The following is a 14,859-nucleotide window of genomic DNA, read 5'->3' as shown; positions in this document are numbered from 1 at the left end:
CGCGTGGGTAACCTTGAGCCATGGCCTCTTCCGCACCCACTCCCGAGACGAGGTGGGAGCCCCTCAGCGCGCAGGCTGCCGCAGACCTGCTCGCGTCGTCGCCCGTCCGCTGGTGGCTCTCGGGCGGCGTCGCCCTCGACCGCTGGCTCGGCGAGCCCATCCGCGAGCGGTCCAACACCGACGTGAGCGTGGTGTTCGGCGACCTGCCGCAGCTCGTGGCGAGCCTTCCGGCCGGCTACGACGCGTGGGCAGTGCGCGATGAGGACGACCTCGTGCCGTTCGCAGAGGTCCAGGCAGGCGACGAGGTGCAGCCCGTGCTCATCCGCGACGTCGGCAAGGACGCGTGGGTGCTGAAGGTCAACCTGGAGGATGGCGCGCCGCGGGCGTGGGTGTACAAGCGGGACCCGCGGCTCCAGCTGCCCTGGGACCGCGCGGTGCTCGACGTCGGCGGCATTCCCACCGGTGCGCCCGAGGTGCAGCTGGTCTGGAAGGCGCTGCGGCCGCGCCCGGAGGACGACGTCGACAAGGACGCGGTGCTGCCCCAGCTCTCCGACGAGGCGCGCGCCTGGTACGAGCGGTGCATCCTCTCGATCCACCCGCACTCCTCGTGGTCGATCCACGTTCGCAGCCCCTTCGCCCCGGCGAAGGCGAGCTGGAACCGCAAGCGCAGCTGACCGCCGTCGTCCGCCCTATTCGCGCACCGCGGCCAGGACCAGCGAGCGGAACCACCGCTGGGCCGGCGTCAGGCTCGCCTCGCGCCGTGTGTACAGCGACACCGGGGTGCTCTGCCCCGGCCACGGGAGGTCCGCGATCAGCAGCCCCGGGAACCAGCCGGTGAACACCTCGGCGACGTGTCGCGGCAGCAGGACGACGAGGTCGGTGGCCTCCAGGACCGCGGGCACGGTCGCGTACTCCTCGACGGTCAGGACGATCTGCTGCATCAGCCCGTGCTCGGTGAGCGCCTGCAGCGGGAAGATGTGGCCGCCGCGCGCCGAGACGCGCAGGAAGTGCCGGCCCGCGAACATGTCGGGCCCGGTGGGCGGCAGGGGGTGCTCGCCCGAGACGAGCGCGACGTACTCGACGGCGCGCACGTGCGAGCGCCACAGCCGCGGGCTGCCGATCATCGACACGGTCATCGCCAGGTCCACCGTTCCGCGGGTGAGCCCGTCCTCGACCAGGTCCGAGTCCAGCCGCTCCACCTGCAGGTGCGGCCGGGAGGCCTCGCGCGTCAGCGCCGTCATGATCGGCGGGAGGAACGTCTGCTCGCCGATCGAGGTGAGCCCGAGCGTGAGCTGGCCGTTGAAGCCCGCGGGCTCGAAGGCCTCCGTCTCGTTCACGGTCGCGTCGATCTGCGCGAGCGCATCGTGCAGCGGGCCGAACAGCTGGGTGGCCTTCGCGGTGGGCACCATGTCATGCCCCTCGCGGCGGAACAGCTCGTCGTCGAACCGCGCCCGGAGCCGCCGGAGCGTGTAGCTGACCGTCGGCTGGGTGACGTGCAGGCGCTCGGCGACGGCGGTGACGCTGCGCAGTTCGTAGAGCACCACGAACGTGCGCAGCTGGTTGAGGTCGGTGAGCGCCATCCATTGATGATATCTATGCAGGCGCCAATGAATATCTATTCGACTGCATCCGAGCGCCCTGCCTAGCATGGTTGGAGACAAGCCTCCAAGTGACAAGGACGACACTCGTTGATCATCGACATCCATGGCCACTACACGACGGCCCCGGCCCAGCTCGGCGCCTGGCGCGACCAGCAGATCGCCTTCACGGAAGGACGGGGCGAGGCTCCGGACCCGGCGACGCTGAAGATCTCCGACGATGACATCCGCGAGACCATCGAGGCGAACCAGCTGCGGCTCATGAACGACCGCGGCAGCGACATCACGGTCTTCAGCCCGCGCGCCTCGTTCATGGCCCACCACATCGGCGACCTCGAGGTCAGCAAGACCTGGGCCCGCATCTGCAACGACCTCTGCGCGCGGGTCAGCGAGCTCTTCCCCGACCGGTTCCTCATGGGCGCCATGCTGCCGCAGTCGCCCGGCGAGGACCCGGCCACCACGGTCGCCGAGCTGACCCGGGCCGTCGAGGAGCTCGGCGCGGTCACGGTCAACCTCAACCCGGATCCGTCAGGCGGCAAGTGGACCGCACCGGCGCTGACCGACCGGTCCTGGTACCCGATCTACGAGAAGCTCGTCGAGTACGAGATCCCCGCGATGGTGCACGTCAGCACCTCCTGCAAGCCGGTCTTCCACACCACGGGCGACCACTACCTCAACGCGGACACGACCGCCTTCATGCAGCTGCTCAAGGGCGACCTGTTCAAGGACTTCCCCGAGCTCAAGCTCGTCATCCCGCACGGCGGCGGCGCGGTGCCGTACCACTGGGGCCGGTTCCGTGGCCTCGCCATGGCCCTGGGCAAGCCGGAGCTCGAGGAGCACCTGCTCAACAACGTCTTCTTCGACACCTGCGTCTACCACCAGCCCGGCATCGACCTGCTCACGAAGGTCGTCCCGACGGACAACATCCTCTTCGCGAGCGAGATGATCGGCGCCGTCCGCGACATCGACCCGCGCACCGGCCACTACTTCGACGACACGAAGCGGTACGTCGACGCCACGGAGAGCCTGACCGACGCGCAGCGCGCGCAGGTCTTCGAAGCCAACGCCCGCCGCGTGTACCCGCGCCTTGACCGCGCCCTGACCGCCCGCGGGCTCTAAAGAGGAGGAACCACCTTGCGACTGAACAACCTCGGACTCATCCACACCAACATCGAGCGTCCCGACCCCGAGGACGTGGCACGCCTCTCGAAGTTCGGCGTCGCGACGATCCACGAGGCGATGGGCCGCGTCGGCCTCCTGCGCCCCTACATCCGCCCCGTCTACAACGGCGCCAAGCTCTGCGGCCCGGCAGTCACCGTGCTGCTCCAGCCCGGCGACAACTGGATGTTTCACGCCGCCGCCGAGCAGGTGCAGGAGGGGGACGTCATCGTCGCCGGCTGCACCACCGAGAGCGAGGACGGCTTCTTCGGCGAGCTGCTCGCCACGTCGCTGAGCGCCCGCGGCTGCAAGGGCCTGGTGATCGACGGCGGTGTCCGCGACGTGGCGGACCTCGAGAAGATGGACTTCCCCGTGTTCTCCCGCGCCATCAACGCCAAGGGCACGGTCAAGGCCACGCTCGGCTCCGTGAACGTCCCCGTCGTCGTGGCCAACGCGCTCGTCAACCCGGGTGATGTCGTCGTCGCGGACGTCGACGGCGTCGTCGTCGTGCCCCGCGAGCTCGTCGGCGCGGTCGCCGAGGCGAGCCAGAAGCGCGAGGACAACGAGGAGAGCAAGCGCCAGAAGTTCCGCGAGGGCGTCCTCGGACTCGACCTCTACGGCATGCGCGAGCCGCTTGCCGCCGCCGGCCTCGAGTACGTGGAGAACTGACCATGGCGCACGGAAAGACGACGGGCGACTTCGAGAAGACCCCCGGCTGGCTCGACTGGTACGAGGGCCCCTCCAAGCCCACCTTCCGCCTGCCCGCCGGCGCGGTCGACGCCCACTGCCACGTGTTCGGCCCCGGCGCCGAGTTCCCCTACGCCCCTGAGCGGAAGTACACGCCCTGCGACGCCTCCGCGGAGGAGCTCTTCGCCCTGCGCGACCACCTCGGCTTCGACCGCAACGTGATCGTCCAGGCGACTTGCCACGGCGCCGACAACCGCGCACTGGTCGACGCGCTGCGCCGCAGCGAGGGCCGCGCCCGCGGCGTCGCGACCGTCCGCCGGGACGTGACGGAGGAGCAGCTCGCGGAGCTGCACGAGGCCGGTGTCCGCGGCGTGCGGTTCAACTTCGTAAAGCGCCTCGTCGACCGGGTCCCCACCGACTCGCTCGAGGAGATCGTCGAGAAGATCGCGCCGCTCGGCTGGCACGTGGTGATCTACTTCGAGGCCGCGGACCTGCCCGACCTCTACGACTTCTTCTCCGCCATCAAGACCGACGTCGTGGTGGACCACATGGGCCGCCCCGACGTGACGAAGGACCCGGACGGCCCGGAGTTCGAGCTGTTCCTGCGCTTCATGCGCGAGAACCCGAACGTCTGGACCAAGGTCTCCTGCCCTGAGCGCCTCTCCGTCACCGGGCCGCGCGCCCTGGACGGCGAGCAGCACGCCTACACCGACGTGGTGCCGTTCGCCCGTCGCGTGGTCGAGGAGTTCCCCGACCGCGTCCTGTGGGGTACGGACTGGCCCCACCCCAACCTCAAGGACCACATGCCCGACGACGGGCTCCTGGTCGACTACATCCCCCAGATCGCGACGACGGCGGAGCTCCAGCAGCGCCTCCTCGTGGACAACCCCCATCGCCTCTACTGGCCCGAAGGAGCATGACATGGCACTCGACAAGCCGTACAAGCAGGTTCCCGGCACGATCATCTTCGACGCCGAGATGGCCCGTAAGGGATACCACCTGAACCAGTTCTCGATGTCGCTGATGAAGCCCGAGAACCGCGAACGGTACCTGGCCGACCGCGAGGCGTACCTCGACGAGTGGCCCCTCTCCCCGAAGCAGCGCCAGGCCGTGCTCGACATGGACCTCAACGCCATGATGGCCGAGGGCGGCAACATCTACTTCCTGAGCAAGATCGGCGCCACCCACGGCCTGAGCTTCCAGCAGATGGCCGGCTCCATGACGGGCATGTCCGAGGCCGCCTACCGCGACATGATGATCGGCGGGGGCCGGCGCCCCGAGGGCAACCGCGCCAAGGACCTCGACGGCTGGGTCCCGCCCGCGCCGCACGAGAAGTCCGAGACCATGCGCGAGAACGCCCCGGCGAAGTACACCTCGGCGCTGTTCACTTCGCACGTGCCGGCGATCGGCGCCGCGATGGACCTCGGCAAGACCGAGGAGCCGTACTGGAAGAAGGTCTTCGACGGCTACGAGTGGACCCGCAAGTGGGCCAAGGAGAACACGCCCGACGTCGTCATCCTCGTCTACAACGACCACGCGACCGCGTTCGACTCCTCCATCATCCCGACCTTCGTGCTCGGCACGGGCGTCGAGTACCCCGTCGCCGACGAGGGCTACGGTCCCCGCCCGGTGCCGGACGTGAAGGGCTACCCGGAGTTCGCCGCGCACATCGCGCAGTCGGTCATCCAGGACGACTTCGACCTCACCCTCGTCAACGAGATGGTCGTGGACCACGGCCTCACCGTGCCGCTCTCGCTCGTCTTCGGCGACGTCAAGGAGTGGCCGTGCAAGGTCATCCCGCTGGCCGTCAACGTGGTCCAGTACCCCGTGCCGTCCGGCCGCCGCTGCTACGAGCTCGGCAAGGCCCTGCGCCGCGCCCTCGACAAGTGGGACGGCCCGGAGCTCAACGTGCAGATCTGGGGCACCGGCGGCATGAGCCACCAGCTCCAGGGCCCGCGCGCCGGCCTCATCAACGAGGAGTGGGACAACGCGTTCCTCGACCACCTCATCGCGGACCCGCTGGGCCTCACCGAGTGGGACCACATGGAGTACGTCGACGAGGCTGGCTCCGAGGGCATCGAGCTCGTCGACTGGCTGATCGCCCGCGGCGCGATGGACGACCAGTTCGGCGGCGAGGCTCCCCGAGTCGACCACCGGTTCTACCACGTGCCCGCCTCCAACACCGCGGTCGGGCACCTGGTGATCTCGAACCCGGTGGCGCCGACAACCGGCTCCGCCGACGACGCGGTCGCGGCCGAGTCCGCGGATCAGGTGCCAGCCCCCGAGCCCGCGGAGACCGCGGCCGTTCCGAACGCCTGACACTCTCATCCTGATCCGCGAAAAGGAGTAACGAATGACCGACAAGATCCGCGTCGCCGTCGTCGGCGCCAACGGCGCCTTCGGCATGAAGCACCTCGACGGCCTGAAGAACATCGAGGACGCCGAGGTCACCGTCGTCAGCGCCACCTCGCAGGAGAAGGCGGACGGCGTCGCCGCCAAGTACGGCATCGCCAACGCCGTCGTCGGGCTCGACGCCGTGCTTGAGCGCGACGACGTCGACGCCGTCATCCTCGCCACCCCCACGGGCCTCCACGCGTCCCAGACGCAGGAGGTCCTCAAGGCGGGCAAGCACGTGCAGGTCGAGATCCCGCTCGCGGACTCCCTGGCCGACGCGGAGGCGACCCTCGCCGCCGCGGAGGCCTCAGACCGCATCGCGATGGTCGGCCACACGCGCCGCTTCAACCCCTCGCACCAGCTCGTGCACAACCGCATCGCTGCGGGAGAGTTCAACGTGCAGCAGATGGACGTCCAGACGTACTTCTTCCGCCGCACCAACACCAACGCCAAGGGCGAGCCCCGCTCCTGGACCGACCACCTGCTGTGGCACCACGCCGCCCACACGGTCGACCTGTTCGCCTACCAGGCGGGCAAGATCGTGCAGGCGAACGCCATCCAGGGCCCGATCCACCCCGAGCTCGGCATCGCCATGGACATGTCGATCCAGCTCAAGAGCGAGACCGGGGCGATCTGCACGCTGTCCCTGTCGTTCAACAACGACGGCCCGTTCGGCACGTTCTTCCGCTACATCGGCGACACCGCGACCTACATCGCGCGCTACGACGACCTGTACACCGGCAAGGACGAGCAGATCGACGTGTCCAAGGTCGCCGTCAGCATGAACGGCATCGAGCTGCAGGACCGTGAGTTCGTCAGCGCCATCCGCGAGGGCCGCGAGCCGAACTCCTCGATCCGCCAGGTCATCGACTGCTACCGCGTGCTCGGCCAGCTCGAGGAGCAGCTGGCGTGATCCTGCCGAAGATCGGCCTCGGCTGCATGTCGCTGAGCCACGCCTACGGGGTTCCGCCGTCGGTCGAGGACGGTCTGGCGTTCCTGCGCTCGGCGCTCGACGAGGGCGTGCGGATGCTCGACACCGCCACGCTCTACGGCGGCGGCCGCAACGAGGAACTGGTCGGGCAGGCGATCGCCGGGCGCCGCGACGAGGTCGTGCTGGCCAGCAAGTGCGGCATGGCGATGGTCGACGGCGTCAAGGTCATCGACGGGCGCCCCGAGACGCTGCGCGCGCAGGTCGACGCATCGCTCGGGCGCCTCGGCGTCGAGCACATCGACCTGTACTACCTGCACCGGTGGGACAAGCAGGTGCCGATCGGCGAGAGCGTCGGTGCGCTGGCCGAGATGGTGGCCGCCGGCAAGATCGGCGCGATCGGGCTCTCCGAGGTGTCGGTGCAGCGCCTGCGCGACGCGCAGGCCGTCGCTCCGATCGCCGCGGTGCAGAACGAGTACTCGCTGTGGAGCCGCAACCCCGAGCTCGGCATGCTCGAGGCGACCCGCGAGAGCGGGGTCGCGCTCGTGGCGTTCTCGCCGCTCGCACGCGGCTTCCTCAGCGACGGCTTCGACGACCCGGCGGAGTTCGCGCCGAAGGACATCCGCCGGAACATGCCCCGCTTCCAGCCGGAGCACTGGGCCGCCAACGCGTCCCTGCTGCCCCAGTGGCGGGCGCTGGCGGAGGAGGCAGGCTGCACTCCGGGCCAGCTCGCGCTCGCCTGGGTGCTCTCCCGCGGAGACCACGTGGTGCCGATCCCGGGGACGACCCGGCTGGACCACCTCCGCGAGAATCAGGCGGCCGCGGACCTCACGGTCGACGCCGGGCTGCTCGCCCGCGCGGGCGAGCTCATCGGAACCTCCACCGTGTCCGGCCCGCGCTATGCGCCCGCCGCGTCCCGCGAGGTCGACGCCGAGTCCTTCGAGGACGCCGCATGAGGGGGATCTCCTCGATGGCGACGCGCCACGTCCTCACCGACCTGGCGGCAGCCGCCGTCAGGGCCGGCCTGCCCGAGGTGGAGCTCGAGTCGGTCGGCGGCGTGGACGCTGCCAAGCGAGTGGCCGAGGGCGAGAAGCTTGACCTGGTGTTCCTCGCCGAGGGTGCGCTGCGCCGGCTCGCCGACGGCGGCCACGTCGTGGCGGATTCGGTCACGCCGCTCATGCTGTCGCAGGTCGCCGTCGCCGTTCCCGCCGAGTCCGAGGAGCCTGCCGCCCACGACGGCGGCCACGCGTTCCCGGACGCCGCGGGCCTGCGCGAAGCTCTCCAGCAGGCCTCTCGCATCGGCTACTCGACCGGACCCAGCGGCGTCGCGCTCGTGAAGATGATCGACGGCTGGGGGCTCGGCGACGAGCTGGGCCAGCGGATGGTCCAGGCGCGCCCGGGCATTCCGGTGGCGCGCTCGCTCGCCGAGGGCGAGGTCGACCTCGGCTTCCAGCAGCTCAGCGAGCTCGTGGGGCAGCCGGGCATCCGGATCCTCGGCGTCCTGCCGCCGGACTGCGCGATCGACACCGTCTTCGCCGGAGCGGTCGCGACCGCGGCGGACGACCGCGCTGCAGCGCTCGAGGTACTGCGGTTCTTCACCTCGGAGGCCGCGGCCCCGATCGTGGCGGAGCACAGCTTCGCCCCTGCCGGCTCCTAGCGCTCAGGCGAGCAGCAGCCCCATACTACGGTCGGGCTGCTGCTCGCCTGCGGCGTCAGCGGGCCCGCAGCTCTAGCTGGCCGGGTCGTACTGGAAGGCGCGCACCTCCTGCGCGCAGCGGCAGGCGGCGGCGATCTTCGCGGCCCACTCCCGGGCCGCATCATGCGAGGGCAGCTCCAGCACCGAGTAGCCGCCCTCGAGCTGCGCCGTCTGCGGGTAGGTGCCCTCGCGCGCGGCCCCGTCGGCGTCGACCAAGACGGGCGGGACGCTCTCGTCGATGCCGCCGCCGAACACCCAGACGCCTGCGTCCTTCGCCTCCTGGACCACGGCGTGCGCCGCCGCCGCCACGGACTCGAGCTCCTCGGCAGGAACGACCATGGCAGCACTCGGAAACGAGATCAGGTACTTCGTCATTCGTGTCGCACTCCTTCGTCGCGGCGCGGAGGCTCGTCCTCACCCCCGCGGAGGCCATCGTGTCCCGGATGCGGCGTCCGGCTCAACACCCTTGCGAGAATGGACCGGAGCGGCCGCACAGTGCGGGCGCGGGACGGGGTGAGGATGGCTGAGGGCAGCGGGGGAGAAGCGAGCCCGATCGAATCCGTGGACCGCACGCTCCGGCTGGTGGAGCTGCTGCGCGAGCGGGGGTCGCTGTCGGTCAAGGAGACCTCGGAGGCGCTCGCGATCGCTCCCTCGACGGCGCACCGGATGCTCGCCACCTTCGTCCTGCGGAACTTCGCCGCCCGCACGGGCGACCGCCGCTATCGGGTCGGCCCCGCGCTCGTCCCCGACCGGGCCCACGGCGCCTCACTGGCCCAGCTGCGCCGCGCCGCCGAGGGCCCGCTGAACGAACTCGCCGAACGGCTGGGCGAGACGGTCCAGCTCATGGTCCGCCGCGGCGGGAACATCATGTTCGTCGACGGCGTGGAGGCCGACGCCGTCCTGCGCGTCACCGCCCGCCGGGGGGACCAGATGCCCGCCTTCGCCTCCGCGGGAGGGAAGGCGATCCTTGCGGAGCTGAGCAACCCGGAGCTCGAGGAGATCTACCGCAACGGCCTGCCGCCCTGGCCCACGAGTCCCATCGCCACCGTCGGCCGGCTCAAGAAGTCCATGGCGGACGTGCGCCGGGCCGGCTTCGGCACCAACTTCGAGGAGACCGAGCCCGGCGTGGTCGGCCTCGGCGTCGCCATCCACGATCCCGCCGGCCAGCCCGTCGCGGCGATCACGACGGCGATCCCCGCCTCGCGCTTCAAGCGCCCGGCCATGCCGGACATCGTCAACAGGCTGCGGGACGCCGCCGCCGCGATCGAGGCGCGGCTCGCCGTCGGCCTCCAGGGCTGACACCCCGGTACCCGCCGGCCCGACCGTACCGCCCGCCCTGCTACTCGGCACCACTACTCCGCGCCGAGCGCCGCCCGGATCGCCGCGACGGTCGCCGCGAGCCCCTCCGGGTCCACGAGCACCCCCTTGTCCACGACATCCTCCGCCGCCGCCCCCAGGACGATCCGCTTGAGCGGGACCTCGAGGCGCTTGCCGATCGAGGAGCGGGGAACGCTGGGCACCGTCACGATCACGTCGGGCACGTGCCGTGGCGAGAGCTGCGATCGGATGAGCGACTTCAGGGACGCCACGAGCGCGGCTGGTTCCCCGCCCGGCTCTCTCGGCACCACCGCGAGCACGAGCTTCCCCATCCCGTTGCCGTCCTCGAAGTGCAGCACCATCGAATCGGCCACTCCGGGCGCCTGGTCGAGCACCGCGTAGAACTCCGCGGTCCCGTGCCGCACCCCGCCGCGGTTGAGCGTCGCGTCGGAGCGCCCGGTGATCATCCACCCTCCCTCGGCGGTGTGCACGAGCCAGTCGCCGTGGCACCACACGCCGTCGAACGTGTGGAAGTACGAGTCCCGGTAGCGCTGCGCCCCGTCCGGCCCCCAGAACCCCGCGGGCATGGAGGGCATCGGCTGCTTGACCACGAGCTCGCCCGGCTCGCCCACCGGCACGGGCCCGCCCTCCGGAGACCACGCCTCCACGTCCGCCCCCAGCGCCCGGCAGGACATCTCCCCGGCGCGCACCGCCGTGAGGAACGTCCCGCCCACGAACGCGGTGCACACGTCCGTCCCGCCCGAGGTGGGGCCGAGCAGAACGGTGGGGGACACGGCGTCGTACACCCACTCCGCCGCCTCGGCGGAGAGCGGCGAGCCCGAGCAGTTGATCTCCCGCAGCCGGCTCAGGTCCCAGACCCCGCCGGGGCGCAGCCCGGCCTTCGCGCACGCGGCGAGGTACGCCGACCCGGAGGCCAGGTACGTCGCGCCGGTCTCGGCCGCGACCGCCCACTGCGACCACTCGCCGTCGAGCGCGGGCCATCCCGGGTCCCCATCCACGAGCACGAGCCCGCACCCGGTCAGCAGCGAGGACACCATGAGCGTCCACACCATCCACCCCGTGGTCGTGTACCAGTAGGCGAGGTCCTCCGGCCCGAGGTCGAACTGCAGCGGGATCGCCTTGGAATGCTCCAGCAGGATCCCCCCGTGCGAGTGCACGATCGCCTTCGGCTTCCCCGTGGTCCCCGAGGAGAACAGCACCGTCAGCGGGTGCGCAAATGGCACCGGCACCGCCTCGAACGCGCCCGCCTCGGCGCGCAGCGACTCGTAGGTCTCGACGCCGCCCGGCAGCTCAGCACCCGGGTCGAGGTATCGCAGGAGCACGACGGCGGTCCCCGGCAGCGCCTCGCGGATCTCCTCGAGCTCGGCGAACCGCGGGACATCGCGTGCGCCCCACCGGTACCCGTCCAGGGCGATCAGCAGCTTCGGGTCCAGCTGCCCGAGCCGGTCGATCGCACTGCGCGGGCCCATCTCCGGGGGCACCGCGGCCCACACGAGCCCGAGGCCCGCGGCGGCGAGGTATGCGGCGAGCGCCTCGGGCGTGTTGGGCAGGTACCCCGCCACGCGGTCGCCTGCGACGAGCCCGAGCCGCCGGTACCCCGCCTGGAGCCGCCCGATCTCCTCGATGAGCCGGTTCCCGGTCCAGTCGATCGCCGCCCGCGTCTGGCTGCGGGCCTTGAGCACGACGCCGTCGCCCCGGTCCCGCAGGGCCCTCACCACGTGCTCGGCGTAGTTGAGCGTGGCCCCGGGGAACCATTCGGCCCCGGGCATCTCCCGCCGCCCGAGCACCCGCTCCGGCGGGGTGTGCGCGATGATCCGCGACTCGTCCCAGACGAGCTGCCAGAAGCCCTCGAGATCCTCCACGCTCCAGGCCCACGCGTCCTCGTAGTCGGCGAACGTGCGGCCCGTGGCCTTCTCGGCCGTGAGCAGGAACCGGCCCAGTCGGGTCTGCGGCCACTCGTCCTTGCCCGGGGCCGGGCGCAGGAGGGCGCCCTGCCCGGTGCCCGCCCGCGGCGGGGTCTCCTGTCCGGCCGTCGTCGTCATTCCGTGCCCCCTAGGCCGAGTGCTTGTGCGCGAGGTCGTGCGTGTGGCCTGCGGCGGTGGCCGTGCCTCCGGAGATGGACCCTGTGATCCAGGACATCATCCCGGCCGAGGCGTCGAAGGCCGGCTTGCGCTCGGCCCCGCTCCACACGGTCTCCGGCCGGCACTGCAGCAGGATCAGGTTCGAGCCCTCGGGCAGCTCCTCGTCCACCGCGAACTCGATGTCCTGCGCGGAGCCGTGGATGCGCTCGAGGCGCTTGCCGAGCTTTGCCAGCGCGGTGACCTCGGCGTCGTCGAGGCACAGCGTCCGGTGGCGGGCCTCCTCCACGGGAGTCGGCGCGGCGCCGGTGCGGTACTCGATCCGCTTGTCCCCGGGGGTGCGCTCCGCGATCTCGAGGCCGATCTTGTCCACGAGGAACCGGTCCGGGGTGACCTCACCGCCCACCACCGCGAGGCCCAGGCCCCAGCTGGCCTCGACGACGATCTTGGAGCGGTCCCCGCTCGTGGGGCTGAGGGTGAACATGACTCCGGCGGCCCGCGCCCGGACCACCTTCTGCACCACGACGGCCATCTCGATGGTGCGGGGATCGAGCTCCTGCTCGATCGCGTACCCGAGCACGCGGGGCGCGAAGACGCTCTCGTAGCACTTGAGGATGTGCGCCAGGACGTCCTCGGCGCCGTGGATGTCGACCCACGTCTCGAACTCGCCGGCGAACGAGGCTCCGGCGGAGTCCTCGGAGGTGGCGCTCGAGCGCACGGCGACGGAGACGTCGTCGAGCCCCGTCGTGGTGCACAGCTCCGCGTAGGCTGCCCGGACCGCCTCGGCGAGGTCCTGCGGGATCGCGGTCTGGCGGACGGCCTCCATGAGGGCGTTGCCGGTCCGCTCGAGCGCGGCGAGGTCGTGCGGGTCGAGCGGGTCCGCGAGCAGGCCCCCTATCGTCTCGCCCAGCCCGGTCGGGCCGAGGAAGTGGCGGTAGGCCTCCGCGGTGACGGCGAAGCCCGGTGCCACGGGCAGCTCGTTGGCCGTCATGTCGGCGAGGCTCTTGGCCTTGCCGCCGGTCTCGCGGACGTCGCGGCAGGCGGGGTCGGTGAAGGTCAGCGTGAACATCGTGTCTCCTCTGGCGTCTTCGGGCTCAGACGAGAGCGGTGTCGGACTGGGCGGCTTCCCCGGCGCCCGCGGCGGGCGCGGCGTCGAGCAGCTCGACGGTGCCCTTGCGCCCGTCGATCCGCACGCGCTGCCCGGTGGTGAGCCGCGCCGTCGCGAATCCGGTGCCGACCACGGCGGGGAGCCCGTACTCGCGGCACACGATCGCGGCGTGGCACATCATGCCGCCGATGTCCGTGATGACCCCCGCGGCGACGGAGAACGCCGCGGCCCATGACGGCGCGGTGATCGGCGCGACGAGGATCTCGCCGGGCTGCAGCTGGGGCAGGTCGTTCTCGGAGCGCAGCACGCGCACCGGGCCCTCCACGACGCCCAGGGAGCCGGGGATGCCGTTCAGGCCCGCGGCGGACTCGTCCGAGGCGCCGAGCCAGTCGTTGACCCGCTCGGTGGTGACGCCGTAGTTCATGACCGCGAACGGGTCCGTGACCTGCTCGGGCGGGATGCCGTAGGCCGGGGCGGCCGGGACCGACTGCAGGGCGGCGACGATGGGCTTGCGGCGCTCGATCTCGGAGGCCCAGCGCTTCTTGCCGCGTGCCTCGACCCCGATCGCCCACGAGTCGACCACATCGAACAGGACTTGGTCCACCTCGAAGCGGTTGAGGTAGTAGAAGTCCTCCTTCTCGGCCAGGAAGCCCGCGGAGACGAGGAACTGCGCGAGGTCGTCGGCCTTCTGCCAGAAGACGTTGTGCGACCAGTGCTCCACGTAGATGTTGTGCTCCTCGATGTACGGGAACACCTTGCGGGCCAGGCCGAGCAGCTCGTCGAACTGGGCCGCTTCCGCCGGGGCCAGGAGGGCGCGGTACTCGTCCACGATTTCGTCGCGCTCCTCGCGCAGCCGCTCGATCGGGCGGGAGATGTCCTCGCCCGCGGCGATCTTCGTGGCGTAGCGGGAGATGTTCTTCAGCGGGACGGAGAGGTCCTGAGCCCACGTGACCTGGTCATGCGTGAAGCCGTACTCGGTGAAGTAGTTGAACCACGGGTCCTTCGCGGCCTCGAAGGCCGCGATCCACTCGTCCCCGTGGGGAGCGGCGGCGATGCGGTCGAGGATCTCCTGGGGCGAGCCGCCGGCGTCGAGCGCGTCAACGAGCCCGAGCTGGTTGGCCTTCGCCGCTAGGGCGCGCAGCTCGTCGTCGGGCCGGAACGCGAGCACGTCCACGCCCGCGACCATGCGCGAGATCTGCTGCTCGGTGATGAGGGGGAACGCCTGCTTGCAGAACTGGAAGAACGTGATGTAGCCGCCGTAGCCGAGGTTGAGGAACTCGAAGTGGTACTGCCAGATGGCGAAGAACTCGTCGATGAGACGGTGGTAGTTCTCGATGACCGCCATGGCCTCCGAGCGGCCCTTGGCTTCGAAGACGACCTCCTTCGGGTCGTACTCGGTCAGCGCCGGGAATGAGATGGTCTCGAGGGACTGGATGGCCTGGTCCATCTTGGCCTTCCACTTCCCGTACAGCTCGTCCCAGTTCGTGTAGTAGTAGCCCGCGCGCTCCTGGAACACGGCGGCGCGCGCCTGGATCTGCGCCGAGTCCGTCACGGCCAGCGGGGAGATGTAGACGTAGCCGTTGAACATTCGCACGTCGAGGCCCAAGGAGACCGGGAGCGCGAAGATGCGCGTGCTGAACGTGCCGACGCCGAGGTACACGGCCTCCGCGCCGATGCTGTCGAACGGGTGGGCGCCGCGGGACCAGTGCATCGTGTCGGCGAACCAGAACTGCCCGTCCTCGTGCGCCTGCGTCTCCTCCGAGGGGACGAGGTAGTAGGGGTACATGGACTGCCAGCCGTCGCCGCCGGCGGGGGCGGAGGCCTCGGAGAAGAACGGGAAGCGGCGGGTGTTGTCGAGGGACATCGTGGGTTCC

Annotated in this window: 14 protein-coding genes; 9 read left to right on the top strand and 5 right to left on the bottom strand. The window is 70.8% G+C overall.

Annotated elements, in window-relative coordinates:
• Positions 1 to 20 precede the first annotated feature (20 nt).
• Entirely contained in the window at positions 21 to 674 is a 654-nt protein-coding gene (locus ABD298_RS17970; protein WP_344301198.1) for a hypothetical protein, read from the top strand.
• A 15-nt stretch (positions 675 to 689) separates the two neighbouring features.
• Here ABD298_RS17970 and ABD298_RS17965 read toward each other — a convergent pair whose 3' ends face one another.
• Entirely contained in the window at positions 690 to 1,580 is an 891-nt protein-coding gene (locus ABD298_RS17965; RefSeq protein ID WP_208710760.1) for a LysR family transcriptional regulator, read from the bottom strand.
• Positions 1,581 to 1,688: 108 nt separating this feature from the next.
• On the opposite strand from ABD298_RS17965, the gene ABD298_RS17960 reads away from it, so the two are divergent.
• Genes ABD298_RS17960 through ABD298_RS17930 form a run of 7 tightly spaced genes read left to right on the top strand, consistent with a single transcriptional unit; the run spans position 1,689 to position 8,422 of the window.
• Positions 1,689 to 2,717 (top strand): amidohydrolase family protein, encoded by a 1,029-nt coding sequence (locus ABD298_RS17960; protein ID WP_344301196.1) that lies wholly within the window; start codon positions 1,689 to 1,691, stop codon positions 2,715 to 2,717.
• Positions 2,718 to 2,732: 15 nt separating this feature from the next.
• The gene (gene ligK / locus ABD298_RS17955) at positions 2,733 to 3,425 is read left to right on the top strand and encodes a 4-carboxy-4-hydroxy-2-oxoadipate aldolase/oxaloacetate decarboxylase (protein WP_222703663.1); all 693 of its coding nucleotides are present in this window, start codon (positions 2,733 to 2,735) and stop codon (positions 3,423 to 3,425) included.
• A 2-nt stretch (positions 3,426 to 3,427) separates the two neighbouring features.
• Positions 3,428 to 4,363: an amidohydrolase family protein gene (locus tag ABD298_RS17950; protein WP_344301195.1), complete on the top strand. Its 936-nt coding sequence runs from the start codon at positions 3,428 to 3,430 to the stop codon at positions 4,361 to 4,363.
• Position 4,364: 1 nt separating this feature from the next.
• Positions 4,365 to 5,762, top strand: a complete 1,398-nt coding sequence (locus tag ABD298_RS17945) for a protocatechuate 4,5-dioxygenase subunit alpha/beta (protein ID WP_255405374.1) — start codon at positions 4,365 to 4,367, stop codon at positions 5,760 to 5,762.
• A gap of 34 nt (positions 5,763 to 5,796) precedes the next feature.
• On the top strand, positions 5,797 to 6,750 hold the full coding sequence (locus ABD298_RS17940) for a Gfo/Idh/MocA family oxidoreductase (protein ID WP_344301193.1): 954 nt from the start codon (positions 5,797 to 5,799) through the stop codon (positions 6,748 to 6,750).
• Positions 6,747 to 7,721, top strand: a complete 975-nt coding sequence (locus tag ABD298_RS17935; protein WP_344301192.1) for an aldo/keto reductase — start codon at positions 6,747 to 6,749, stop codon at positions 7,719 to 7,721. Before ABD298_RS17940 ends, ABD298_RS17935 begins: the two co-directional genes overlap by 4 nt.
• Positions 7,718 to 8,422: a substrate-binding domain-containing protein gene (locus ABD298_RS17930; RefSeq protein WP_344301190.1), complete on the top strand. Its 705-nt coding sequence runs from the start codon at positions 7,718 to 7,720 to the stop codon at positions 8,420 to 8,422. The genes ABD298_RS17935 and ABD298_RS17930 overlap by 4 nt, the downstream gene beginning before the upstream one ends.
• Before the next feature lie 72 nt (positions 8,423 to 8,494).
• Here the strand turns inward: ABD298_RS17930 and ABD298_RS17925 are convergent, their stop codons facing one another.
• A complete protein-coding gene (locus tag ABD298_RS17925; RefSeq protein ID WP_344301189.1) occupies positions 8,495 to 8,836 on the bottom strand; it encodes a YciI family protein in 342 nt (113 codons plus the stop codon).
• A 144-nt stretch (positions 8,837 to 8,980) separates the two neighbouring features.
• On the opposite strand from ABD298_RS17925, the gene ABD298_RS17920 reads away from it, so the two are divergent.
• Positions 8,981 to 9,760 (top strand): IclR family transcriptional regulator, encoded by a 780-nt coding sequence (locus tag ABD298_RS17920; protein ID WP_344301188.1) that lies wholly within the window; start codon positions 8,981 to 8,983, stop codon positions 9,758 to 9,760.
• A 53-nt stretch (positions 9,761 to 9,813) separates the two neighbouring features.
• On the opposite strand, the gene ABD298_RS17915 is transcribed toward ABD298_RS17920, so the two are convergent.
• Genes ABD298_RS17915 through ABD298_RS17905 form a run of 3 tightly spaced genes read right to left on the bottom strand, consistent with a single transcriptional unit; the run spans position 9,814 to position 14,849 of the window.
• Complete coding sequence (locus ABD298_RS17915; RefSeq protein ID WP_344301187.1) at positions 9,814 to 11,841, bottom strand: acetoacetate--CoA ligase; 2,028 nt, start codon at positions 11,839 to 11,841, stop codon at positions 9,814 to 9,816.
• A 10-nt stretch (positions 11,842 to 11,851) separates the two neighbouring features.
• Positions 11,852 to 12,946, bottom strand: a complete 1,095-nt coding sequence (locus tag ABD298_RS17910; protein WP_344301186.1) for a PEP/pyruvate-binding domain-containing protein — start codon at positions 12,944 to 12,946, stop codon at positions 11,852 to 11,854.
• 25 nt (positions 12,947 to 12,971) lie between these two features.
• Positions 12,972 to 14,849 (bottom strand): PEP-utilizing enzyme, encoded by a 1,878-nt coding sequence (locus ABD298_RS17905; protein WP_344301185.1) that lies wholly within the window; start codon positions 14,847 to 14,849, stop codon positions 12,972 to 12,974.
• Between the last annotated feature and the right edge of the window lie 10 nt (positions 14,850 to 14,859).

The sequence above is a fragment of the Sinomonas flava genome, from assembly GCF_039531875.1.
GTDB lineage: Bacteria > Actinomycetota > Actinomycetes > Actinomycetales > Micrococcaceae > Sinomonas > Sinomonas flava.
This window is presented reverse-complemented; position numbering and strand designations above follow the sequence as displayed.